Source organism: Paenibacillus allorhizosphaerae (genome assembly GCF_042659105.1).
Lineage (GTDB): Bacteria > Bacillota > Bacilli > Paenibacillales > NBRC-103111 > Paenibacillus_G > Paenibacillus_G allorhizosphaerae.
The window spans coordinates 375,867-399,668 of the sequence record NZ_JBHSRV010000002.1; the positions used below are offsets into that span (position 1 = coordinate 375,867).

General features: G+C 50.7%; 21 protein-coding genes and 2 pseudogenes. 11 read left to right on the plus strand and 12 right to left on the minus strand.

The window, feature by feature from the left end; translation table 11 throughout:
• The first annotated feature begins 74 nt into the window (after positions 1-74).
• The 3 genes from ACFQI7_RS10280 to ACFQI7_RS10290 all read left to right on the plus strand — a co-directional run bounded on the left by ACFQI7_RS10280 (position 75) and on the right by ACFQI7_RS10290 (position 2,351).
• Positions 75-551, plus strand: a complete 477-nt coding sequence (locus ACFQI7_RS10280) for a GNAT family N-acetyltransferase (RefSeq protein WP_218099344.1) — start codon at positions 75-77, stop codon at positions 549-551.
• Positions 552-603: 52 nt separating this feature from the next.
• Positions 604-1,083, plus strand: coding sequence for an SRPBCC family protein (locus ACFQI7_RS10285; RefSeq protein ID WP_218099343.1), 480 nt, complete (start codon positions 604-606; stop codon positions 1,081-1,083).
• A 653-nt stretch (positions 1,084-1,736) separates the two neighbouring features.
• Positions 1,737-2,351 (plus strand): uridine kinase family protein, encoded by a 615-nt coding sequence (locus tag ACFQI7_RS10290; protein ID WP_218099342.1) that lies wholly within the window; start codon positions 1,737-1,739, stop codon positions 2,349-2,351.
• 443 nt (positions 2,352-2,794) lie between these two features.
• Here the strand turns inward: ACFQI7_RS10290 and ACFQI7_RS10295 are convergent.
• A pseudogene (locus tag ACFQI7_RS10295) lies at positions 2,795-3,323 on the minus strand (transposase); the annotation flags it as partial.
• Positions 3,324-3,729: 406 nt separating this feature from the next.
• Between ACFQI7_RS10295 and ACFQI7_RS10300 the strand changes: the two are divergent.
• Both ACFQI7_RS10300 and ACFQI7_RS10305 read left to right on the plus strand, forming a co-directional pair.
• A complete protein-coding gene (locus tag ACFQI7_RS10300) occupies positions 3,730-5,037 on the plus strand; it encodes an MFS transporter (protein ID WP_218099341.1) in 1,308 nt (435 codons plus the stop codon).
• Between the two features lie 593 nt (positions 5,038-5,630).
• Entirely contained in the window at positions 5,631-6,425 is a 795-nt protein-coding gene (locus ACFQI7_RS10305; protein WP_218099340.1) for a M55 family metallopeptidase, read from the plus strand.
• 60 nt (positions 6,426-6,485) lie between these two features.
• Here ACFQI7_RS10305 and ACFQI7_RS10310 read toward each other — a convergent pair whose 3' ends face one another.
• Both ACFQI7_RS10310 and ACFQI7_RS10315 read right to left on the minus strand, forming a co-directional pair.
• A complete protein-coding gene (locus tag ACFQI7_RS10310) occupies positions 6,486-6,626 on the minus strand; it encodes a HepT-like ribonuclease domain-containing protein (protein WP_218099339.1) in 141 nt (46 codons plus the stop codon).
• Between the two features lie 26 nt (positions 6,627-6,652).
• Positions 6,653-6,799 (minus strand): annotated as a pseudogene (locus ACFQI7_RS10315) (nucleotidyltransferase family protein); the annotation flags it as partial.
• Positions 6,800-6,991: 192 nt separating this feature from the next.
• Here ACFQI7_RS10315 and ACFQI7_RS10320 point away from each other — a divergent pair.
• The 3 genes from ACFQI7_RS10320 (at position 6,992) to ACFQI7_RS10330 (ending at position 10,279) form a co-directional block, all read left to right on the plus strand.
• A complete protein-coding gene (locus ACFQI7_RS10320; protein WP_218099337.1) occupies positions 6,992-7,852 on the plus strand; it encodes a helix-turn-helix transcriptional regulator in 861 nt (286 codons plus the stop codon).
• 184 nt (positions 7,853-8,036) lie between these two features.
• The gene (locus tag ACFQI7_RS10325) at positions 8,037-8,963 is read left to right on the plus strand and encodes an AraC family transcriptional regulator (RefSeq protein WP_218099336.1); all 927 of its coding nucleotides are present in this window, start codon (positions 8,037-8,039) and stop codon (positions 8,961-8,963) included.
• A gap of 14 nt (positions 8,964-8,977) precedes the next feature.
• On the plus strand, positions 8,978-10,279 hold the full coding sequence (locus ACFQI7_RS10330; protein WP_218099335.1) for an ABC transporter substrate-binding protein: 1,302 nt from the start codon (positions 8,978-8,980) through the stop codon (positions 10,277-10,279).
• A 103-nt stretch (positions 10,280-10,382) separates the two neighbouring features.
• On the opposite strand, the gene ACFQI7_RS10335 is transcribed toward ACFQI7_RS10330, so the two are convergent.
• Together ACFQI7_RS10335 and ACFQI7_RS10340 are read right to left on the minus strand one after the other, a co-directional pair.
• On the minus strand, positions 10,383-11,462 hold the full coding sequence (locus tag ACFQI7_RS10335) for a glycoside hydrolase family 88 protein (protein ID WP_377516905.1): 1,080 nt from the start codon (positions 11,460-11,462) through the stop codon (positions 10,383-10,385).
• A 267-nt stretch (positions 11,463-11,729) separates the two neighbouring features.
• Positions 11,730-11,936 (minus strand): DUF2536 family protein, encoded by a 207-nt coding sequence (locus ACFQI7_RS10340; RefSeq protein WP_218099334.1) that lies wholly within the window; start codon positions 11,934-11,936, stop codon positions 11,730-11,732.
• Positions 11,937-12,060: 124 nt separating this feature from the next.
• Between ACFQI7_RS10340 and ACFQI7_RS10345 the strand changes: the two genes are divergently transcribed.
• Both ACFQI7_RS10345 and ACFQI7_RS10350 read left to right on the plus strand, forming a co-directional pair.
• Positions 12,061-13,269 carry an MFS transporter gene (locus ACFQI7_RS10345; RefSeq protein WP_230414986.1) on the plus strand — a complete coding sequence of 403 codons (1,209 nt, stop codon included), beginning with the start codon at positions 12,061-12,063 and terminating at the stop codon, positions 13,267-13,269.
• Between the two features lie 168 nt (positions 13,270-13,437).
• Positions 13,438-13,893, plus strand: coding sequence for an NUDIX hydrolase (locus ACFQI7_RS10350; protein WP_218099332.1), 456 nt, complete (start codon positions 13,438-13,440; stop codon positions 13,891-13,893).
• Positions 13,894-14,018: 125 nt separating this feature from the next.
• Here ACFQI7_RS10350 and ACFQI7_RS10355 read toward each other — a convergent pair whose 3' ends face one another.
• The 4 genes from ACFQI7_RS10355 to ACFQI7_RS10370 all read right to left on the minus strand — a co-directional run bounded on the left by ACFQI7_RS10355 (position 14,019) and on the right by ACFQI7_RS10370 (position 19,253).
• Positions 14,019-15,074, minus strand: a complete 1,056-nt coding sequence (locus ACFQI7_RS10355; protein WP_218099331.1) for a HAMP domain-containing sensor histidine kinase — start codon at positions 15,072-15,074, stop codon at positions 14,019-14,021.
• Entirely contained in the window at positions 15,071-15,745 is a 675-nt protein-coding gene (locus ACFQI7_RS10360; RefSeq protein WP_329958235.1) for a response regulator transcription factor, read from the minus strand. Before ACFQI7_RS10360 ends, ACFQI7_RS10355 begins: the two co-directional genes overlap by 4 nt.
• Before the next feature lie 181 nt (positions 15,746-15,926).
• Complete coding sequence (locus ACFQI7_RS10365) at positions 15,927-17,699, minus strand: ABC transporter ATP-binding protein (protein ID WP_218099395.1); 1,773 nt, start codon at positions 17,697-17,699, stop codon at positions 15,927-15,929.
• Positions 17,700-17,942: 243 nt separating this feature from the next.
• A complete protein-coding gene (locus tag ACFQI7_RS10370; RefSeq protein ID WP_218099329.1) occupies positions 17,943-19,253 on the minus strand; it encodes an ABC transporter substrate-binding protein in 1,311 nt (436 codons plus the stop codon).
• Positions 19,254-19,483: 230 nt separating this feature from the next.
• Between ACFQI7_RS10370 and ACFQI7_RS10375 the strand changes: the two genes are divergently transcribed.
• Positions 19,484-20,386: an AraC family transcriptional regulator gene (locus ACFQI7_RS10375; RefSeq protein ID WP_218099328.1), complete on the plus strand. Its 903-nt coding sequence runs from the start codon at positions 19,484-19,486 to the stop codon at positions 20,384-20,386.
• Between the two features lie 6 nt (positions 20,387-20,392).
• Here the strand turns inward: ACFQI7_RS10375 and ACFQI7_RS10380 are convergent, their stop codons facing one another.
• From ACFQI7_RS10380 to ACFQI7_RS10390, 3 genes are all read right to left on the minus strand, one after another.
• Entirely contained in the window at positions 20,393-21,529 is a 1,137-nt protein-coding gene (locus ACFQI7_RS10380) for a Gfo/Idh/MocA family protein (protein WP_218099327.1), read from the minus strand.
• 235 nt (positions 21,530-21,764) lie between these two features.
• Positions 21,765-22,676, minus strand: coding sequence for an N-acetylmuramic acid 6-phosphate etherase (gene murQ / locus ACFQI7_RS10385; protein ID WP_218099326.1), 912 nt, complete (start codon positions 22,674-22,676; stop codon positions 21,765-21,767).
• Between the two features lie 34 nt (positions 22,677-22,710).
• Entirely contained in the window at positions 22,711-23,643 is a 933-nt protein-coding gene (locus tag ACFQI7_RS10390) for a BadF/BadG/BcrA/BcrD ATPase family protein (protein WP_218099325.1), read from the minus strand.
• Positions 23,644-23,802 lie beyond the last annotated feature (159 nt).

The following is a 23,802-nucleotide window of genomic DNA, read 5'->3' on the forward strand; positions in this document are numbered from 1 at the left end:
ACAGGCAGGATAATTACAATTATTTAGATAAATGGTAAAATATCCATTAAACGAATATCGGGGGTAGAGAAATTATGGATATTTTTATCCGAACAGCTGATCAAGATGATTACGAGTCTTTATTACCGTTGTTTCGACAAGTGCATGATTTGCACGTTTTCGAACGACCAGACCTGTATAAAGAGAACTCGACTCCAGTTGGTCTAGAATTCTTTAAAAACCAGCTAGTTGATGATAAGCAGCATATTTTTGTGGCTACTCAAGGCGTAGAAATGATTGGATTTGTTGTGATGAAGGAAGAAGAAATACCTGAAAATTCGTTTGTTAATGCGAGGAAGGTCTTATTTGTAAATAGTTTATGTGTTGCAGATGCGAAAAGGAAGAAGGGTATAGGAAGAAGACTTATGGAATATGTTTTTGACTTTGGGAGAAGCCTCAAAGTTGATAGTATTGAATTGGGAGTATCGGAGAAGAATCAAGATGCGATCCATTTTTACGAGTCGATCGGAATGGCAACTAAAAGTAGAAGAATGGAGTTTAGACTGAACTAACGGGTAACGATAGCATAATGGATGCGACAGTAGAAGATGGGAGGAAACAGGGATGAAAACTTATCAAGTTGCGGTCGCCCGCATGATCGACGCGCCGCATGAGGCCGTCTATAGAGTCGTTACCGACATGAAGGTGCATCTCGGCATCCTGCCCAAACAATTCGAAACGCTTGAGGTGCTACAAGGCGGAAGCGGCTCCGGTACTGTGTTTCACCTAAATATGAACGTAATGGGAGTAAGGTCGTCTTTACAAATGACGGTCACGGAACCAGTGCCGGGGCGTGTGATTCGGGAGCAGGACGACACAGCAGGCGTCACGACCACTTGGACGTTAAAGCCATCCAATGACGGCAGGCATTGCCATGTCGATTTGGCGACAGAGTTCCCCAGCAAGCCCGGACTCGCAGGAGTGGTAGAACGGCTTCTTTTTCCACCTGTCATTCGCTCAATCTACCACCGCGAATTGGACAACATTAACGTGTATTTGACGACGGGTCTTACTGCTCGTAAGGACACTGTTCTCTTCCGCTAACGTGGAACGATAGTGAAATAATGGGATCGCTGCCTACCACGCAGCAGATCCCATTTATTTGCTCAAATAACGTGCCATATGCTAATGAGACCGGGAGGTTACTTCCGCTTGTTTGTATTACCTATTTTTGTCGACAATACAAGTGTCGTACTCATCTACAATGTGACAAACTTTTTCCGATGCGAAGATATAATGTAATTATGTCAGAATCAGAAATTCCTGTTTGTATTACAAACACTTGGGGAGATGGTCTATATGGACGAGCAGTTCATAAAGAGGCTACACACGCTAAATCGTCGCGACGAATTAAGATCAAGACTATTGATCGAAGGTGTAAAACTCAATCTCAAACGTAAAAAGGAATTGGGTTTATTAAATAGGTTTTTTAATAGTAAAAAGAACCTGGTCATCGCTAAAGGATGGAATTGAAAGTTTTTTATTAGAAAAACAGATCGACATTCTCGATACGAGTTTAATAAACAAATGAAACGCGGCTGCCGGCATCTATAGGCATCTCCGTTACGCTAACGGACAGTAATGCTTAAAATACCAACCAACGACGATTCGTAATAAAGTAGTTTTAACTTGTAGACGACACCGATAAGCAGTTATGCTTACCTCAAAATCTCTTTTAAAGTTTGGAAGTGTTAAATGTGGAAAAGAACCATTTGTCACATAATTCACTGAAAGCCGTTCAGTCAATTGTTTCTGCAATTAATCACCGTCTGATTGACAAATATCCTTTAGTAGTGTCCTTGGATGGAGGAAGTGGGGCAGGCAAATCTACGCTTGCTGCTGAGGTTACTTCGCAATTCGGTGCAACAGTAATTCAATGCGATGACTTTTTTGATGCAACTGTCTCTGACAACGATTGGGATACATACTCATTGGAGCAAAAATGCCGTCGTTGCATTGACTGGCAACGTATGCGTAATGAAGCATTATTACCTCTGTTAGAAGGTAGGAAAGCTCAATATCATCCTTTTTCTTTTTCATCTGGCAACGGCTTGGCATCGCACTTGGTGACGATTGAGCCTTCAAAGGTAATTATCCTTGATGGTATTTATAGCTCCCTCCTTGAACTATCCAATGTTAACCATATTACAGTTCTCGTGGATGTACCACCCGAACTTCGCCGCCATAGGCATGATATTAGAGAGGGTACCGACGATTTGGATTGGCATCTTCGATGGGACTCGGCTGGGGACTACTATTTTACAGTTCTGCGTCCACCGACATCATTCGATTTAATAGTGGTTAACAATTAGTCCAATGTTATTTAGATTTAACTTATTTGAACTCCCTCGGTACGATTTAGTTTTCTCACGAATGCTCGCAAATTCGCAGGATTTCTCCCTTGTTATGAGGAATGAAAGTTCAGGAAAGTGACCCGCTATAGACTTTGGCAACATGAATGGCACGTAAATAAAGGGGGGAGGTTCTCGCCCCAGATATTTCCATATGCTGCACGCATTCTCCACGTCGCCCTCGGAGGTTCTCACTCCCATGTCTCAACGGGTCCAAGCCCTTTCATTCCTTCGTTACACCTGTCCAAGGGGTGGAGGCCGGACTTGCTAACGGTACGGGTCGGTGCCCTTTGGTTCAATGTATCCGATACTCCGTGCTTTCTATTGAAATCCTGCGAATCAGCCAATCTACGTGCAACGAAACGGTATAACTGAGTTTAAGCAGCCTGCTGAAGAGGCAATGTTTATGAGGGATGTACCTGACCGGTGCGTGCCATACCAACCAAAATTCGCGCGAGTTTACCACAAAGCTTCATAATCGACCTTATCTTTTTCATCTTCTTTACGTGTACATTGTTGGCGTGAATGGTTCGAAACTCCGGATTATTCATCATTATTCATCACAAGACTCAAGGTCGCCATAAAGAGGAATCGACGAAGGCGGGAGCGTCCGCGCTTGCTAATCTTCATTTGCCCGGTCCATTTACCTGAGCTTGCCTCAGCAAGGTTAAGTCCGGCATGACGCAGCAGGGCATTTCCATGGACAAAGCCGCTTAAATCACCAGCCTCACCAAGAATACCGGCAAGCGAAATGGCACTAATCCCTTTGACGGCAAGCATGGACTTAGCGAAGTGAATGCGTTCTAATACAGAAACAATCTCACGCTCTACGTCCTGCAACTGTGCACAAGCCAGATCATATTTTGCGAGCAGTTGCTTCAAGTGAAGCTTGTAGGCTTGTGCAGCTTGACTGGAACCGACTGAGCGTTCGGCTGAATAATTATCAACACTTATTGAAAGTAAATATCTGTGTTTATAAAGCAAGATTAACAACAACGGCGAAGACCAAAAAGACCAAAAGTACCAATATGGTCAAATCCTTCACGATTGTTAATGAAAGCGGTATCATTTAAGGGTGTATGAGGTCGTTCAGCGGAGGTGACGATCGGAAAAAGACGGAACCGCCTCCAAATGAGTATGGGTTGCCGAAGCTCAGTATGTAGGGAAGGAAAGGACGGACCGTGCCGAGGACGTATCGAAGGAAGGGACTTTTGGTAAACTATAGCAGAGTCTCATGTTCCGTCCGATATCCTAATTAATATGAACACATGGCATACAGGTATTGGCGAGGCCAAAAAAGGAGAGGCAAAACCGGCGCTTTCTAAGGAGGATTTCAATAATGGCTCAATCCTATGAGCGTGCAAACACGCGACGCATCACAAGCAACATCTTCAAAGGCTCGGTTGGAAATCTGATCGAATGGTATGACTGGTACGTATATACTGCTTTCGCAGTGTATTTCTCGGCCCAGTTTTTTCCTAAAGGAGATCCGACCAGCCAACTGCTTAACACAGCGGCGATCTTCGCCGTCGGCTTCCTGATGCGACCGATAGGCAGTCTGCTGCTGGGCCGCTACGCCGACCGTCATGGCCGCCGTGCCGCGCTGACGCTTTCCATCACTGTCATGGCCGGTGGTTCCCTTATCATTGCCTGTACGCCTAGTTATGGCACTATTGGGGTGTTGGCTCCTATTATTCTGGTTGTCGCACGCCTTCTCCAGGGATTATCGCTAGGCGGAGAGTATGGTACCTCCGCAACCTACCTGTCCGAGATGGCCAGCAGCGGCCGCCGCGGCTTTTACTCGAGCTTCCAGTATGTCACACTTATTGCCGGACAGCTTGTGGCACTAGGTGTTCAGATCATCCTCCAGCAAATACTTAGCGAACCCGATATGAAGTCATGGGGCTGGCGTATTCCCTTCGTCATCGGAGCCATAGGGGCATTGGCCGTATTGTGGCTGCGCCGCACGATGGATGAATCAGAGCAGTTCTCAAAAATGGGTTCGGAAAGCCGGGAGAGAGCAGGAACGATTCGGGCTCTGATGAAGCACCCCAAGGCGGTGCTAACGGTAGTCGGATTAACCTTGGGCGGAACCGTAGCTTTCTATACCTATACGACGTATTTACAAAAGTTCATGGTGAATACGGTGGGACTACCCAAGGAGGTCGTCAGTTGGATCAACTTTGCTGCCCTGTTAGTATTCGTCGTACTTCAACCGCTCGCCGGTTCGCTATCCGACAAGATCGGACGGCGCCCGTTATTGATTAGTTTCGGTATCCTCGGAACATTGCTGACGGTGCCGCTGTTCCTGTTTTTGGAGCAGATGAAGAACCCTATTGGTGCTTTCATACTCATGATGATAGGTCTCATCATCGTCACCGGCTATACTTCCATCAATGCAATCGTCAAAGCTGAGCTCTTCCCAACAGAAATCCGTGCCCTGGGCGTCGGTTTCCCTTACGGAGTCACCGTGGCGGTGTTCGGCGGGACGGCGGAGTTCATCGCGTTATGGTGCAAGAGCATTGGAGCCGAATCACTCTTCTACTACTACGTAGCTGCCTGCATTGCCGTGAGCTTCATCGTCTACTGGCGTATGGGTGAGACTTCGAAGGTATCTCGTATCGAAGCTGAACAAAAAGTAAAATAGCAAGAGGCATGCCGACGTCCTGCCTCTTACTATTTTAGCGTTAAGCAGGTCCCGGGGATATGGTTGCAACGAAAGTAAAACGTTTCATTGCTTTCTTCGGCTAATGTAAACGAAAAAAGCACAATCCACGTAGCAGGCTTTATATTGTTTCACCTGTCTACCGTATGGGGAGCATATCAGACTATTTTTCCGATCCAAGGCTGCCGCTGTTTCTGTGTCAGTCTAACGGTACTTTAGTTGAATGATACGTTCTGAAAACCGATTGGCTATTCCGCAAAAGTCCTTGGAATTCAAGGGCTTTTTCATTTTGGAAGCATAAGTTTGCCGCAGTAAATTGGAAGCATAAGCATGCATAACTGGCAAACTTATGGGTTAAGTGACATTAATTATTGGGAACAAAAATGTGCGGATGCTCCACATACATGAAAAAGAACCATTTCGGTTTTTCCTTATGTAGTGATGAACGAAATGTTCCTGACGGTCAAATGCCCCGGGCAATAGATGAACCACAGAAAAGAACCGTGGCTTTAAGTTTGCTACACTATCGTTCGTGACTTTACGATTCGCCAGCAGTGGGAAAAGGAGCGGGAACGATGAAAATCTATGTATGCGTCGATATGGAAGGGATTGCGGGGATCGTCATGCCCTCGCAGCTTAGACAGGGCGAGTATCATTACCAGGAAGGCCGCCGGCTGCTGACGGAAGAGGTGAATACGGTCGTGGAGGGGCTGCTGGAAGCGGGGGCGACGGAAATTATCGTAAGAGACATTCACGCCACCGGCTTCAATTTCCTCATTGACCAACTCCACCCGGAAGCGACGTATTTCGTCGGCGCGACGAAAGCCGATCAACGATTTCCGGGCATTGACTCCTCGTTCGACGGCGCGCTTCTGATCGGCTATCACGCGATGGCAGGAACGCTTAGGGCGGTGAGGGATCATACGTATTCGAGCCGAAGCTATACGGCCATGGAACTGAACGGAACGCCGATCGGGGAAATCGGCATCGATGGGCTGCTGCTCGGCGAATACGGCGTGCCCGTGCTTCTCGTTACAGGGGATGATAAAACCTGCATGGAAGCGGAGCAGGAACTGGGGAACGTCGCCACCTATTGCACCAAAACAGCCTGGGGCCGCCACAGCGCACTGATCAAACCGCCGCGTAAGGTAAAGGCGGAGATCAAAGACGCCATCCGAATGGCTTTGCAAAATCGTACGGGCTGTACCCCTTATACGAAGCAGGGGTCGTACGAGTTAACCGTGCGCTACTTGAGCACGGATTTGGCCGATTCGCGGTATTGCGACGGAACGGAGAGCGTTCGAGTGGATGGGCTGACAATACGGCATAAGGGGACCGATTTTACCCGTATGATGGCGAGAGTACTGTAACTTGGTTTATACTGCACCCTTTCCCAACCAAGGTCTGGTTGGGAAAGGGTGCTTTTTGTTTCAAGCTTTGCTGCCTTCTGCTTGAATAATGTTTAAAAGATTTGGTTTTAAACCTGGCAGATTCTTTTTTATCACTTCCCAAACAATGGTTTGATCGATACCGAAATATTGATGAATTAATAAATTTCTAAGTCCGATCATAAAAATTCAAAGCCGACTGGACGGGTAAATTCAACCAAAATATCGATATCACTTATATCTGTTTGTTCATCACGTGCATAGGAACCGAATATTCCAATTTTTTTGACATAATATAGCTGGGACAAATACAATTTCTGCTCTTTGAGAATCGTTTCGATATCTTCCCGTTTCATAGAGTTCACCTCAATTATTTGATGATTCTACATTCTATCCTAAATTCTTGCTATCGGATCTACTCCTTATCCCCCATGACCTACGGATTTCATTTTATAGACGATTTTTCGAAACGGCCAGGGATTGGCAGCGGGCAAGCGGCCCGGGTACACTATGAATAGCATGATACAATCGCACGGGGAGTGGGAAGCATGACGGGTGTACGGCCTCCTTTGTTCGATGAATACCATTATCGGTGCACATGCAAGAAGAGCAATCCGCTCTATGGTGTGCCGCGGTATGAGATTTATTATTTTCATGAAGGTACAGGCGATTTCCTGCTCGGTGACCGCGTAATCCGGCTTGCTCCCGGCGATCTGATCATTACGGACGGTACGACGCAGCATGGGATGCGGGTGGAAAGCCGGGAGTCGAATGTACATACGATGATGACATTTTCGCCGTCCAACTTGAGAAGGCTGGAGGGACACGTCAGCGGGATCGATTTGCTGCTGCCTTTTGAAGTGCTCGGTCATGATCGTATGAAACTTACAGGTGAAGCGAGAATAGAATGCGAAGAAACGCTGGGGAGGATCGAACGGTTTCGCGCAAGCTCGGACTGGATCGAGTTCAACCGGCTGGTGATGGCTTTTTTCGATCTGCTTGTCATGGTGTACGCACAATGCGAGCCGGCGATGAAGGCGGCGAAGTATACCGTAACCGAAAAGGAACGACACGTTCGCAGGGTAGTAGCGTTCATTGAAAACGCATTCAATGATGATATTACGCTGGACATGATGCAGAGCGAGCTTCATATCAGCAAACAATACATGTCGAAAATTTTTCGCGAAAGGATCGGCATGACCATTTTTGATTACTTGTACCGCCGACGCATTCATCAGGCCAAGCAGTTGTTTTATATGCAGCAGGCTCATACGGTAACGGATATTTGCTTTCAGGTCGGGTTCAAAAACGTTTCCCATTTCAGCAGGCTGTTCAAAACGCAAGTAGGGATGACGCCGGAACGATACCGGAGGCAGCTCATGCAGGGAACGGCGTTACACGACAGATAGCAGGAAGCAACCGTCTACGCTGACAGGTTACGCTAATGTAAACGGGAAGCTTTATATAAATGAACAAATCAAATACAGTCAAATGACGAACCGCCTGCATGAACGTCAGGACAGCGCTGGAAATTCGGCTGTGTTACGGTATTCGTGTAGGTAACGGCCAGCTTTGCGGGGAGGGGGGGAGTCGATGAATTTGTCGAGGCGATATCCGCTGTTCAATGAATATTACTTTAAGCACAGGACACCGTTCGTCAAATCGTTTCATACGCATTCGCAGTATGAAATTTATTATTTTCACAAAGGCAAATGCGATTATTTGATCGGCGACGAAGTATTCGAGCTGGAATCCGGCGACGTGATTATTATGAACGGCATGACACTGCACGGGCCGATCGTCGATCGCGCGAACGAATACGTAAGATCGATGTTTTCATTTTATCCGGAAATCGTACGCATTTTTCACAAAACATTAGGTCCGCTGAATCCGCTTCGCCCGTTCGAACAGCTGAAAAACCGGCGCATCCGGCTGCGCGGAGAACGCAAAACCGAATTTGAAGCCATTTTGCAGCGCATTCACAAATATTACTACAGCGAAAATACAGCCCTGTTCAACCGTTTTTTACTCGCTTTTTTCGATTTGCTGTGGCTTATTTACGGCGAATGCCAAGCGGCGATGGAACTGATGTCGGAAGAGAAAGCGTCAAACGGTACGGACAAAGAGCGGAACGTTCAAAAGGTCATATCGTTGATCGAGCAGCAGTACCGCGAGCCGATTACGCTGGAATGGCTGGAGCATCATGTATTTATGAACAGGCATCACATGTCGCGGTTGTTTCGGGAGCTGACCGGCACGACCATTATTGATTACTTGTACAAATTCCGGATCAATCAGGCGAAAATCTTATTTATTCTGAACAGGGACTGCGCCGTAACGGATGCGTATCGGGAAGTCGGTTTTCAGAGCATGTCCCATTTCAGCAGACTGTTCAAAAAATATGTCGGTCTTTCGCCCGAACAGTACCGGAAAAAAGTGCAGCCTTTTTTGCTTGAACCTTCCGCACTTCGCCTCCCCGTATTTGAAGTAGAGCCGAACCGCAGCATCGAATGGAGCTGAAGGAGGTCATGGACATGCGGCAAAAGAAATGGACGATCGTGGTATGGATGTTGGTTCTCAGTTTATTTACGGCCGCTTGCGGGGGCGGAGGCGGCGCAGCCGACAAGAAGAAAGAAGAGACGCCGGTGGTAGATCCGGCAGCGCAGCCGGCCGAAGTCGTCATTTACGATACGACCGGGGAAAAGCTTGAGCTGCTCATGGACAAATACGGTAACAAGCTGAAGGAAAAATTCCCGAAGTACACGTTTGAAATTATTCCGCAGGTCAACAGTCAGACGCTGCCTACCCTCATTACATCGGGCAAAACGATCGACATCGTGGTTGAATCGACCGGAGTGAACTTAATGAATTACAATCTTCAAAGCGACATCAGCGATCTCATCACAAAATACAAAGTGGACCTGAACCGTCTGGAGCCTACGACGATAGAGCTTCAGCGCAAGATGGCCGCCGGGGGCATCTACGGATTGCCGTCATGGACGCGTTCATTGATTATTTATTACAATAAAGATTTGTTCGATAAGTTCGGCATTCCTTATCCGAAGGAAGGCATTACATGGGATGAGCTGTACGCTTTGGCGCGCACAATGACACGGCAGGATGGCGGTACGAATTACAAGGGAGTGACGATGGCGTTCGACTTCGGCCTAATGCTGAACCAGCTGGAATCGCCGACGCAAGATCCGAAAACCGGCAAGGCGTTGTTTTTACAGGATCCGATAAAGAAAGTTTTTGAAAATCAAGCCCGGTTTTACCAAATCGCCGGCAACGAGCTGCCCGGCAACCGGTATTATTTGGATAATCAGCAAAGTCCGTTTTACAAGGATAAAACGGTCGCGATGTTCTTGACGTTGAGCGGCGCCGAGAAGATGTATAAGGAAAGCGTCAACTGGGATGTCGCACCCTATCCGACGTGGGAAGGAAAGCCGGGCATTGGCTCGCAGTCGTACCCTACCTACTTCTTTCTGACCAGCGCAAGCAAAAACCGCGACGCGGCGTTCCAAGTGTTAAGCTATACCGTATCCGATGAATTTCAAAAGTTCTCCGCCCGCGCCGGCAACATTACGATCTTGAAAGACACTTCGGCGATGAAAGATTTCGCCGCGGATTTGCCTTACGTTAAGGGGAAAAATTTGAAAGCGATGATCCCTAAGAAATATGCCGCTCCGACGTTGAAAACGAAATATAACGCGACGGCAAACAAGGAACTGCTCGCGGCTTTGGAAGCCGTAACCAAAGGAACCGACGTCAACACGGCGCTGCGGGACGCCGCCGAACGCAACGATAAGCAGGTAACTTCGGAGCAAAGCAAATAAGGTCGGGGCGCATGCCCTAGACAGGTACGAGTATAAATATGACACAAATAAAAGAAACGGGCTGCCCCGCGTCCTGGTACAAGACGGCGGGCAGCCCGTTTCTTTATTCGTACCAGTATCCATGCAGTCCTTTATCCAGACGCATCAAAGCTTCCAGGTAAAAATAATCGCCCCAAATGGTATGCTGGTTGAATTCCTTATTGTTGACGTTGTATGCGCCGTATTTCAGCAGACCTTGCGCATCCGGGTCATTTTTTGTGCTGTAATGGTTCACGAGCGACGTCATCGAATCATTGACGAATTTCTCGAAATACGCCCGATCCTTATCGTCCTTTGGAAGATGCCCGAGCAGCTCCAGCACGCCGCAGGCGGCAATCGCGGAAGCGGAGCTGTCGCGCGGCGTATCGGCTAGAACGGGTACGTTAAAGTCCCAGTACGCTACTTGATCCGGCGGAAGATGCTCAATAAAGTAGCGGGCCATCTTGCGGGACGCTTCCAAATATTCTTCATTCTTGGTGTAGCGGTAAGACAGCGCAAAGCCGTATATGCCCCATGCTTGGCCGCGGGCCCAGGTCGAGTCGTCCTTATAGCCTTGATGCGTTGCCCCGCGCAGCGGCTGACCGTTATTTTGGTCAAAGTAATACGTGTGGAACGACGAATTGTCGGGTCTCACGATATATTTCAACGTTTTGTTCGCTTGGGAGATCGCGGCTTTACGGTAAGCTTCGTTGTTCGTTTGCTCGCTTGCCCAGTACAGCAGCGGCAAGTTCATCATCGTATCGATAATGATGCGTCCGCCGTTGTTTTTATCGCCTTTTTTACCCCAAGCCTGGATGAGGTCGCTTTCCGGCCTGTATCGTTTCAGCAGCGCGTCGGCCGCTTCCACGGTCGTTTGCTTGGCTGCGGTGTCTTTCACGGCCATCCATTGAGCGGCTGTTGTAAGCGTATACAAAAATCCGAGATCATGCGTATCCGACAGCCCGGCGTTCTTCAATCGATCTTTGAATCGGGTGGTCGCTTGCTCCGCGGCTTGTTTGAATTTCTCATCTTTGGTGTACTGGTATGAAAGCCACAGCATGCCCGGATAAAACCCGGCCGTCCAGTTGTTGTACGATTCCTTCTTGTACTTCCATGACTTGTCGCTTACATGAGGGTACGATTTGCCTTCAAAGTAGGGGATCATTGCTGCCGTCTTTTCCAGCGCTTGGCTAATCGCCGGTTTCCAGACGTTATTTTGCTGCGCAGCGGCTGCAGGCGCGGGGGTATCCGCCGGTTTCGCTTGCTCCGGGCCCGGCATTGAACAGCCGCCCAGTAAAGTAAGAGCCGCCAGAAATCCAATGGACATGGTACGTTTACGCAAACAAGCTCACCCGACCTTCCTTAATCTACCATTTTTAATCTTATCATAGGTCGGTGCGGGTTGCAGCAGTTTATTCGCAAAATGCTGTGCTTATTTGGCTCTGAAATGAACGACCGCCGTGTATAGCATTTTGTTCATATTCGGGTTGAACGCAACTTGATGCTGCACCGAATGGACATCCAGAAGGATGCCTTTATTGATTTCGATTCGTTCTTCGATTTTTTTCTCCAGCGTTTTCAGATCGTACGCTTCAAACCATTCGATCTTCGTATCGATTTTATCGAGAATGAATTCCATCGTTTCATCACCTTATCCTTTAATTGAACATATGCATCCTTCATTATACATGAATTGTTCGGGTTTGCACCTGCACGGCAACCGGATCGAGGGAGGAGGCAGAGCAATCGAGGGTGCCTTGGTCTTGCTCGAGAGGCACATCAAGCCTGCAGCGAATATACATGTAGCAACTCGTGTAGAAGTGGGTGGCAAATTGGATAGCAGCGGTAAAGCCGTGCTCGTTGTCGCATGGATCACTTTATTTTTGATCGGTACGGATCTGTTTGTCGTTTCCCCGTTATTGCCGTTTATATCACAGACGTATCAGGTTGACCCGGCAGCGGCCGGTTGGATGGTTACGGTATTCTCGATTACGTATGCCGCATCGGCACCGTTATTTGGCCGGCTGTCGGACAGAAAAGGGCGGAGGGGACTTATCGTGTTTGGACTGGGGCTGTTCGCGCTTTCGAACGCGCTGACGGCGTACGCTCCGACTTACGGATGGCTCATCGCAAGCCGGGTGCTCGCGGGGCTCTCCGTCGCTTCCGTTACGCCTCTGATCTATGCAGCCATCGGAGACATGGCACCGTCCCATCGCAAGGGAACATGGCTCTCGATCGTCGTGTCGGGCCATCTGACATCGCTTTGGATCGGCGCACCCCTCGGATCGTTTCTGGAACATGCAATGGGATGGCGGTTTATTTTCGGGTTGATGGCCGTGGCAGGGGCCGTATTATCCGCCACGCATATGAAATTGTGGAAGACGGCTCCCGCGGCAAGACAGGCTAGCTTCACAGCCGGCAATGGCGCTGCCATGGCGGCGTCGGTCAGCGTTACGTTCGTGTGGGCCATATCCGTGTATGCGCTGTACGTATACTTGGGTGAGGGACTCTATTCGGAACTGGGCGCTTCGCCTTCGGAAATCGCGCTGTCCGTTACGTTTTACGGCATTGGCGCCGTTATTGGAAATTTGATCAGCGGCCAACTCACGGACAAGTTCGGGGTCGTGAACATATCCAATGCCACGCTTTTGCTGCTGGCGGCTGCGTTAATCGGACTCGGGTTTACTTTTACGGCAGGCGACTGGGTGTATTTGCTTTTATTTTTGTGGGCGTTGACCGGTTATGCCGCATTTTCGTCGTATCAGGCGCGACTGGCCGCTCAGTATCCGCTGAAACGCGGGACGGCCATGGCATGGAACAATACGGCTTTATACGCGGGGATTACGGCCGGATCGTTTGCGGGCGGTTATGTCATTTCCGCATTCGATTCATTCATTCTGCCCTTTCTTAGCGGCGGAGTCGCTTTGGCCGGTTACGTTCTCAGCGTGATCTTGTCCCGTGTACGGAAGTAAGCCGAAGTGAGAGAGGGGCCTTTCCATCGTTACAAGTACCCGGTGACACTGTCGTGATTCATAGAGTGGACGGTTATCTCAAATATAGTCCGATAGGAACCGGAATGATATGCTATCATTAGTTTGTGAAAACATACCGAATAGAATGGTTGAAAGGAGAGAAGCAGTTTGAGCGAACGATTTACCGTACCCTTAGCAGTGCATGTTTTTTTGCGGGAAGAAAATCGGATCATGCTGCTCAAACGGCATAATACCGGTTATGAGGACGGCAATTACAGCGTTATTGCCGGACATCTCGATGGCGGGGAGTCGGTGGCCGCTGCGGCCGTTCGCGAGGCGAAAGAGGAGGCCGGTATTGAGATCCGGCCGGAGGACGTGCAGGTCGTCGGCATCATGCACCGAAAAGAAAACGACGAGCGCGTCGATTTTTTCGTTGAGGTGTGCCATTGGGTCGGCGAGCCCATAAATATGGAACCGAATAAATGCGATGAGCTGGCATGGTATTCGGTGGACAAGCTGCCCGCCAACGTAATTCCTTATATCCGGCGGGCGCTCGATAATGCCCGCAACGGCATTTATTTCGATACGTTCGGTTCGTTCGACCAAGCAAACGTGCTGCAATAAAAGATGAGGCGAGTCACTATGATTGCGCCATGCCTTTTGAGCCAAAAAAAAATGCCCCCCAGCGAGCGAGCGGGCGGGAGGCTGTGCATCATATCCAGGCTGACGTACCCCGGCAGCCTGCTCGTTTACTTCGCATCCGGCAAGTCCGGCAGAAGGACGCGAAACGTCGTTCCTTGGCCGGGAGTGCTCGTTACCGTAATTTCCGCGTGATGCATGTCGACGATTTTTTTCACGATCGCCAGCCCTAGGCCGTTGCCGCCGGAAGAACGCTCCCTTGCTTTGTCCGCCTTATAGAACCGCTCGAAAATATGCTCCAGATCGGTTTCTTCGATGCCGACGCCGGTATCGGCGATCTCAACGGCAACCCGGTCGCCGCAGCGCTCGAGCCGTACGGTAATGACACCGCCGGGAGGCGTGAATTTGATGCTGTTTTGAAGCAGGTTGATCCATATTTGGCTTATCAGCTCTTCGTCTGCGGTGACGCTTAGTTCTTCGAGCTCTGCGCTTACCTCAATGTCCTTGGCCGACCAGAGCGGCTCGGACGATAAAATGATGCGCCCCAGCTGTTTATCGAGTCGAAACCGCACGGGCTCAAACGGATGCTGTTCCGAATCAAGCGAGCTGAGTTTCAGCAGGTGGTCGCTTAGCCGCGACAGCCGTTTGCATTCCGTCTCGATGATCGTAAGGTAATGGTCGCGCGTAACTGCGGGCAAATCCTGTTCCCTGAGCGCCCGGGCGAAGCCTCCGATAGAGGTAAGGGGAGACTGAATTTCATGCGAGACGTTCGAAATAAACTCCTGCCGCATCGCCTCCAGCCGGTTCAGTCCCGCCGCCATATCGTTAATGCTCGTAATCAGCTCGCCGAACGCTTGATCCGGCTGTTTGTTTTCGATCTCTACGTTGAAATCGCCGTTCGATATGCGGCGTAAAGCATCCAAGATAATAAGCAGCCCCTGTCTTCGCTTCGGTTGATTGATGGCGCCGATCGTAAAAATAACCGACAGCATGAAGAGAAGAGCGATCGTATTGCCGACGATTTGAAGCCAGTATCCTGTCAGCTGCCAGCCTGCGATCCTGGAGAGCCAGTGAGCCGCGAAAAATGCGCCGGACCAGCTGGCCCACATGAATATGAGCCACGCGCAGAGGATACCGAACAATTTCCATATCCATTTGCGTTTCATGCTTTCACTTCCAGACGATACCCGAGGCCGCGGATCGTCTTGACGCGGAACGAATGCCGATCCTCCGGAAACTTTTCCCTCAAACGGTTAATGTGGACGTCAAGCGTCCGCTCGTTGCCTTCATAATCGAAACCCCATATTTGCTCCAGCAACGTTTCTCTTGCGCAAGTCACGCCCGGGCAGCTCGCAAGCCGGAACAGCAGCTCGAACTCTTTCAGCGGCAGCGTCAAGCTCTTTCCGTCCGCATTCAATTCGAACGTGGCTCTGTTCATGATCAAACCGCCGGCTTGAACGGTTTGGGAAGCCGCGATCCGGTAACGCTTAAGTAGCGCCCGGACGCGGACGATCAATTCGGGGGGATCGAACGGCTTGACCAAATAATCTTCCGCGCCCAGATCGAATCCCTTGACCTTATCTCGTGTTTCGCCTTTGGCCGTCAGCATCAGCACAGGCATATCGTAATGTTCGCGCAGCTCGCGGCACAGCTGCCAACCGTCCATGTTCGGCATCATGACGTCGATGACCGCCAAATCCGCCCAATCGGTTTCGAGCCGCTCAAGCGCCTCCGCTCCGTCGGCGGCTTCCAGCACTTGATAGCCTTCCCGCGTTAGAAAATGCTGCACCAGCTCGCGTATATGCGGATCGTCGTCCGCTATCAGTATGCGTGTCAATGTGATCCCTCCTAAGGGCATTGCGTCAGCAATGCCTGCTTCGTAAGCATTAGCTAAGGGCATTGCGTCAGCAATGCCGCTTCGTAAGCATTAGCTAAGGGCATTGCGTCAGCAATGCCTGCTTCGTAAGCATCAGCTAAGGGCATTGCGTCAGCAATGTCTGCTTCGTAACCATAAGCTTTCAACGGTTTTCGATGAGCTGTGTTTCCCGTCCGGTAACGCGGGATAGCGGTGCCAGAGCGGAAGCTTCCCGAATCTTCAATTGATGGTCGGCAAATTCCCGGTACATGGCATGCGAACGGTACAGCTCTTCGTGCGTTCCGATGCCGGTGACTGTTCCTTTATCAATAAACACGATTTGATCGGCGTGCACGACCGTAGACAGGCGATGGGCGATCACGAGCGTCGTCCGGCCCTTCATCAAGTTATCGAGCGCCTGCTGAACGACAATTTCCGATTTGCTGTCGAGGCTTGAAGTGGCTTCATCCAGCATGAGCCATTGCGGATTGCGCAGAATCGCTCTGGCGATCGACAGCCGCTGGCGTTGGCCGCCGGAAAGCTTCATACCGCGTTCGCCGACTTCCGTATCGTAACCGTGCGGCAGCTCGTGGATGAAATGATCCGCATAAGCCATCCGCGCCGCGCGGTCCAGTTCTTCCTCACTAACGGTTCGATTCAAGCCGTAGCACAAATTGTCACGCACTGTGCCGGCGATCAGCGGACTCTCCTGTGAGACGTAACCGATGCGGCTGCGCCAGTCTCTCAGGGATAGCTCGCCGATCGGAGTAGATCCGAGCCGGATCGTACCGCTTTCCGGTTCGTAGAACCGCTCGATCAGCGAGAACAGCGTCGTTTTGCCGCTGCCGCTCGGGCCGACGATGGCCGTTACTTTGCCCGGCTCAATCGCAAAGCTGATCTCCCTCAGCACCGGTTCGTCCTGTTTATAGCCGAAGCTTACGCGTTCGATCGAAATCGTTTGATGCGAGTGTCCGATGGGGGCGCCGGCACCCGGATGCTCTTCTTCTTCCTGCAAGGCGGCGATGATCATCTCCGTAGCGCCAAGCGCCTTTTGCCATTGGGTGAAAAACTGCGTCAATTGTCCGACGGGCATTACAATCTGAAACAAGTATAATAAAAACGCCGTGAGTGCGCCAGCAGTCAGCGTGCCCGTAGATACCCGCCATCCGCCGTACCCGATGACGAGGACGAGAAGCAGCATGAGGATGAGGCCGATGATCGGCATGATCAATGCCTGCACGCGCGCTTCCTTGAGCCCGAACCGGAACAAGGAGCGAATGCCCGCATTCCCCGCTTCGTATTCGCGAGATTCGGCGTTCGACGCTTTGACGAGACGAATTTCGGACAGCACGCGGCTTAGCACCGCCGTTAGGCCGGCCGTTTCGTTCTGCACGTTTTTGGAGATACGGTGCATTTGCCTGCCGAGCGGTAAAAAGATCGCCACGGCGAGCGGGATTGTCAGAAGCAGCATCAACGTCATTTTCCAGTCGAGATACAGCAAAATGCCGATCGAGCCGACGATGGAAATGATGCCGGTCACAAAGCCCGACAGATGCTCGGTAATCAAGCCTTTGACGACGGCCGTATCGTTCGTCATCCGGCTCACCGCTTCGCCGGAGGCGTGATCGTCGTAATAAGAGACCGGCAGCGCGAGCAGTTTGCGCCACAGCCTTTCTCTCAAGGAAGCGACGACGCGCTGTCCGATATGGTTAAGCATATAGACGGAGAAAGCGCCGGTGATCGCTTGCACCAGAAAGACGGCCACCATCCCGCCGATTTGCATCGCCGTCAGCGAAGACAGCGAGCCTTGATCGACCAAGCCTTTGGTCAGCAGCGGAACGGCGAGTCCCGCGACCGTCGTCGCCACGCTCAGGAGCAAGGCGGTCGCAAGCATCGCAAGCGGCGGCTTCGTTTCGCGAATCAGTTTCAGAAACATGGCGCCCCCCGGCCGGGGCACTTGATTTGGATTTGGTTTCAATTCCCACACTCTCCTTATTCGGTCCCCGCATTGGGCGTCCAATTGAGCGGCCGATTTTATCTGGGAACAGCATACGACAGCAATGTAAATTGAATTTAAATTGGAGGGGGCCGGCGCGCAAAACAAAAAACCGGATTTCGCCCAATCCGGTTTTTCAAAACAAATGTATCGTTTTCCGATCGTTTAATCGCAGCAGCGGCTTTACTTGACGGTTTGTTCCTTGATGTACTTATTCAGCTTTTCCTGTGCATTTCTTAGAGCGGTATTGACGTCGACTCCCTTCAGCAGCATCTCGTTTGCCGCTTCGTTAATAAAGCCTCTGCCTTTTTGATCGAATTTCGTATGCTCATGCAGTCCCGGTTGAATCGCAAAGAACGCGCTTACATTTTTACCTTTCAGAAAAGTCAGCTCCGAACCGTATTCCTTTTTGTTTTCTTCCGTCTTCTTCAAGATCGTCATTCTGCCGCTTTTATTGAAAAACTTTTGCACTTCGTCGCCGGCGATATAGGACAGCACTTGAAATGCTTGGTCTTTATGCTTGCTTGTCGCGGATATGAGCAGGTTATGCGTTTCGGCCTGCCATGCAAAGCCTTTTCCTTTCTCGAAGGTGGGTAGCGTCACCATGTCCCAGTTAAACGATTGGCCGCTCTTTTCCAATTTGTCGATATCGCCGATCACATCTGCGCCCCAATACGCCGAGAGCCCGATTACTTTTTCTTTCAAAAACATGCCGTACACACCCGCCATTTTACCGTCCTTGACATAACCCGGAACCGAATGAATGGCATAAAACTGGTTCAGCACCCGCTGCCAGCCGTCAGTTTCCAATCGGGCTTCGTTCGTTTTTTTGTCGACATATGGCAACGTAAGCCCCATTGCCATACGGTCCGCCCCTCCGGTGGACATGCCGAGATATTGCGTATTTCCGTCATTCCGGGTCAGCTGCCGTGACAATTGGTACGTTTCGTCCCAGGTCATGCCGTCCTTCGGATAGGCGATTCCGAATTTGTCGAATATGTCTTTATTGTAAAACAGGGCGGGAAGATTCATACGAAACGGAATCGCAACCAGTTCGCCTTTGTCGCCGAACCTTTGAATCGAATCCATCGCTACCGTATCGTACTTGGATAAATCCGTTCCGAACTTTTTGACGTACGGATTCAGATCCTCGATAATTTTCAGTTCCTGCAGCGCCGGAATGCCGGGCAAGCCGGCCATTAATATATCCGGGACATCCCCTGCGGTAATGAGCTCTTCCAGTTTTCCGCTGACCTTTTGCACGGTAATATGCGGATACTTCTTATTCACCTGCTCAACGAAATACGATTGGAATTCTTCGTCCGTAAAACCGCCGTAAGCTACCATAAACTTGAGCGTTACGGGTTGCGTACCGATATCGGCAACGGTCGGGCGGCTGCCGCCGGTATCCGGCTCGCCGGTTTTCTGATTAAGACATCCGCTCGTCAGAACCATGGACAATACTACGCCGGCGGTAACGAATTTCTTTTTCACAAAGGATCCCTCCATAACGAAAGCGGCTCTTGTCCGCTTCGAATAATTGTCGTTCACACGGTCACGACTTGATGTAAGGGTTTTCAATTGTTTGCGGGCCGCAATGGCGATGATGTAGTAGAATTCAATTTTCCTGCAGGCTTCTTTTTGTTAAGCTATACATGATCGGATTGTCACAGCTTCATTACGGTACTTCCATGCTTGTGATCGGTAGAAGGGGAGGAATATGTATGTCTTATCTGGCAAACATTGATTTCCATGAAAAGCCGCTATATTTTGCCTATCGTCGAAAAACGGCCGCACACGACATCTTCAAGGGCGTGTTTCACGCTCATCAAGGCATCGAACTGTTATTCGTTCACCAGGGGTGCGGGAACATTACCGTCGACCGTAAGAGCTACGAAGTGAGGCCGGGCATGCTGTGCATCTTTCAGCCGTACCAATTGCATCATGTTCAGTTGGATTCTAGCACGGACGTGCCGTTTATACGGTCTATCGTTCATTTTGAGCCGGCCATGTTCGAATCTTATTTTGAGAAGTGGCCGTCGTTGCAAACCTTTTTCAAACAAATCCACTCGAACCGGCTTGTATCGCCTTGCCTTTACGGGGTGAGCGAAACGTGCGACCTCATCGGCTTGATTCAACATATGGACAATAGGCTTTCCCGTATATCCAAGGAGGAACAATATGAAGAGATTTCGCTTTTTCTCGTTGCCTTTTACCGATTTTTGCGATCCCATTGGGAGGAGCACGAAACGGACGCGCTCCAGGCGTCTTCTCGCAAAAACCACCAAGTGGAAAACATTTTAAAGTGGATCGAGCAGCATTTTACCGAGCCTCTGCGCCTGGAGCATATCGCCGAAGAGCTTCATCTGTCGCCCCATTATTTGTCGCATCTGTTCAAAGAGTGTACCGGGGGCAGCATTTCCGATTACATCGCGGCCAGGAGAGTGCAGCATGCCGCCTTTCTATTGATTACAAGCAACAGGTCCGTCTCGCAGATCGGAGAGGAGATCGGGATCACGAATTGTTCGTACTTTTGCCGGTTTTTCAAGCATCATATGGGCATTACGCCTCACCAGTTCCGCCGAAAATTGGAACAAAACCGCCATTGTAACCGTGCCATGATCTAAATGGACTTAGCTCGGGATGGAGAGATCTTGGAAGTTGTCCAGGGAAGTCTTTTTCTCGTAAAAATGAATGGCGTTCGCCTGAATGCCTTCACGCGTATAGAAAGGATCGTCCTGACGAATCGGGAATACGACTTTCTCGCCCGTGCTCGCGGATTTATATATTCCGACAATGAGCTCCAGCGTCGAGCGGCCGCTGATGCCGTCAATGAGCACGGGCGCCCCGGTTTCGATCGCCATGAGCACATTATCGATTTGTCCCTGATGACCTTCATACGCTAGTTGCGGCAGCCCATCGTAAAACTGCCGGATTTCCTTCTCTAGCGCACCGTTCGGCTCGGGAAATCCGTTCGGTTTCGAATCCGAAGCCGTCAGCTTCCATGGCGCGGAGACGCGGGCTTTCGTGCCTTGAAACACAAGCTGCTGTTCTTCCCCGTGATGAACGACCGAGCTTGTAATTTGCGCCAGCGCCCCGCTCGGATAACGCAGCATGGCGATCGATAAATCTTCCACTTCCGCGTTGTTATGCGCGACATTGCTCATAAACGCCTGCACTTCTTGGGGAAAGCCCATCATCCAGAGAAATGCGTCGATATGGTGCACCGCGTGATTCAGCGTGCAGCCGCCGCCTTCCTTTTCCCATGTTCCCCGCCACCATAAATCATAGTAGCAGTGACCCCGCCACCAGAATGAATCGACTTGCGCATGAACGATAGGGCCGGCCAAGCCGCTGTCCAGCACCGCTTTTAATTTCATCATCGGCGCTTTATAACGGTTTTGCGCGATGACGGACAAGATTTTGCCGTTTTTGCGAGCGGCGTCGTTCATTTCGTCGCATTCCTGAAGGGAGGAGGCCATCGGCTTCTCGACGATAACATGTTTGCCTGCGTTCAAGAAATCGATCGCAATCGGCGCGTGCGTATAAGGCGGCGTACAGACCGACACAAGGTCAATATCCATCGAAAGCAGCTCTTTATAGTCTTGTACAACCGCCGCACTCAGTTGGTAACGATCGATTCGCGCCTGCGCCTTATCCGCATAAATGTCGGAAATGGCGACAATGCGGCAGCGGTCCGGAAATTTCAAGTATGCGTCGATGTGAGCAGATGAGATGGCGCCGGACCCGATGATGGCAACTTTCAGCATGATCAACAGCCTCCGATTCATTTTATTCCGTTGCTTACCCATTACATTATCAAAATCAAGCTTTTTTTTGTCCGCGTACTTTGTGGAAAAATAACACTACTTTGCACTATCGGGAACACACTCTTATTTCAATGCGGCATTTACGTATACTATCGGCATACGCAAAGAAGACCGCGCGGCCCGTGCACCTCAAAGTGCAAAGCAGCGTGGTCTTCTTTGGAATCTATACTTGGAATTAAGCTTTCAGCTTCTCCAGCGCTTTGCTGACGAATCCGCCGGTTTCGTCGAGCGCTTGTTGCGCCGCTTTGTGCTCGGCGCCGCCGAGCAGCATCACGATGGCGGTCTTCACATGGCCGTTCGATTCGGCATAGGCGCGTTCGATCGCTTCATCCGTCGCGCCCGTAGCCAGACGAATAATCCGTTTGGCCCGGTGTACGAGCTTTACGTTGGACGGGGATAAATCGACCATCAGGTTGCCGTACACTTTGCCCATGCGGATCATGGAAGTCGTCGTCAGCATATTCAGGATGAGCTTCTGCGATGTACCGGCTTTCATGCGCGTCGAGCCGAGCACGACCTCCGGACCGACGACGGCTTCGAGCAGTACGTCGGCCAGGCCCGCCATCGGCGTGCCGAGATTGTTGCAGACGCCGACCACTTTGGCGCCAAGCGTCCGGGCGCGCTTCATCGCGCCGAGCACATAAGGCGTACGTCCGCTGGCGGCGATGCCGACGACGACGTCGTTCGGTCCGATGTTGTTCGCATCGATGTCCGAGGCGCCGAGCTCCTCGCTGTCTTCCGCGCCCTCAACCGGGTCTTTGACGGCTTGGAAGCCGCCGGCGATCAGCCCTTGCACCATCGAAGGCGGGGTCCCGTATGTCGGCGGGCATTCGGAGGCGTCCAGAATGCCGATGCGCCCGCTCGTGCCTGCGCCGATATAGAACAACCGGCCGCCGCGCTGGAACGCTTCTACGATGAAATCGACGGCCTGTGTAATTTTCGGTATCAGGCCGCGAACGACGTCGGGAATTTGACGGTCTTCATCGTTAATGAGCGTCAGTATTTGCTCCGTGGATAATTGATCGACCTGGCGGGTGCGCTCATTCACCTGTTCGGTGGTCAACTGGCTTAATTGCTGTAAGTTCATGCTCAGACTCCTTCTTATGATTGATCTTAATGTATTATGGCGTTCGTCTGGCGGCGAGCAGAGCCGCGCCGTAGGCCGGCGTATGCAGCGCGTCGTGCATACGGAGCAGCGGGAAAGCGGCGGTGACTTGCTGGCGGAACGAATCATTGAATAAGGCGCTATGTTTAAAAATGGAACCGCTGAGCACGACATCCGCACGATGGAACCATACGTGTTTGTTGATCAGCGTAATGGCGTGCCCGGCCAGCTCCAGCGCGTTGCGTTCGACGACCTGGCAAGCCACTTCGTCGCCGGATGCGGAAGCTTCGATCGCAAAGCGGGCGAAATTCGCGATGTCCTGCTTCTTGATCCCGGGCTGATAAATGTAACCTTTCAGTTCGGTTATGGTATGATATCCGAGGGCATCCGTAATGAGGCGGGTCATCGCCGTCGGCGGATAGACGCCGTCATAACTGCGCATGACTGCCTGGAGCGTATCGAGCCCGATCCGGTAGCCGCTTCCCTCATCGCCGAGCAGGTGCCCCCAACCGCCGGCACGATACCGCTCGCCCTCCGGCGTGCAGCCGAAGACGATGGAGCCGGTTCCCGCGATAACGAGCACGCCGTGCTCCCGGCCGAGCGTCGCCGTCAATGCGATCTCGGCGTCGTTGGTCACAAACGCTTCTCCGTCGATCCGTTTCTCGGACAAGTAGGCCGAAACGGCACCGGTAATAAGACGGCGTTCTTCGTCCGTACTGACGCCGGCCATACCCAAGCATATGCTGAAGCTAGGAGGGGAGTGAGACTCTGTCGTCAACGAGAGAGAACGATCGAGAATTGCCCTCAGTTCGGCTATCGCCGTATCAAACCCAACCGCATGCGGGTTGGTGGAGCCGCCGGTAATACGGGATAGCTCCCGTCCTCCGGCGTCGAGCAGCACCGCTTCCGTCTTGGTGCCGCCGCCGTCGATACCTAAGTTTAGTTTCATATTCTCACCTATTTAACAAACAATGTAACTTTAGTATATCTAAAAAATTTTATGAAGTAAAATTAAATTTTATGCATAAAAAATGATATTGAAATAATGTTTCATTGTTCGTATAATAAATATCATCTGAAAGCGATAACATTTATTATATGAAGCTGC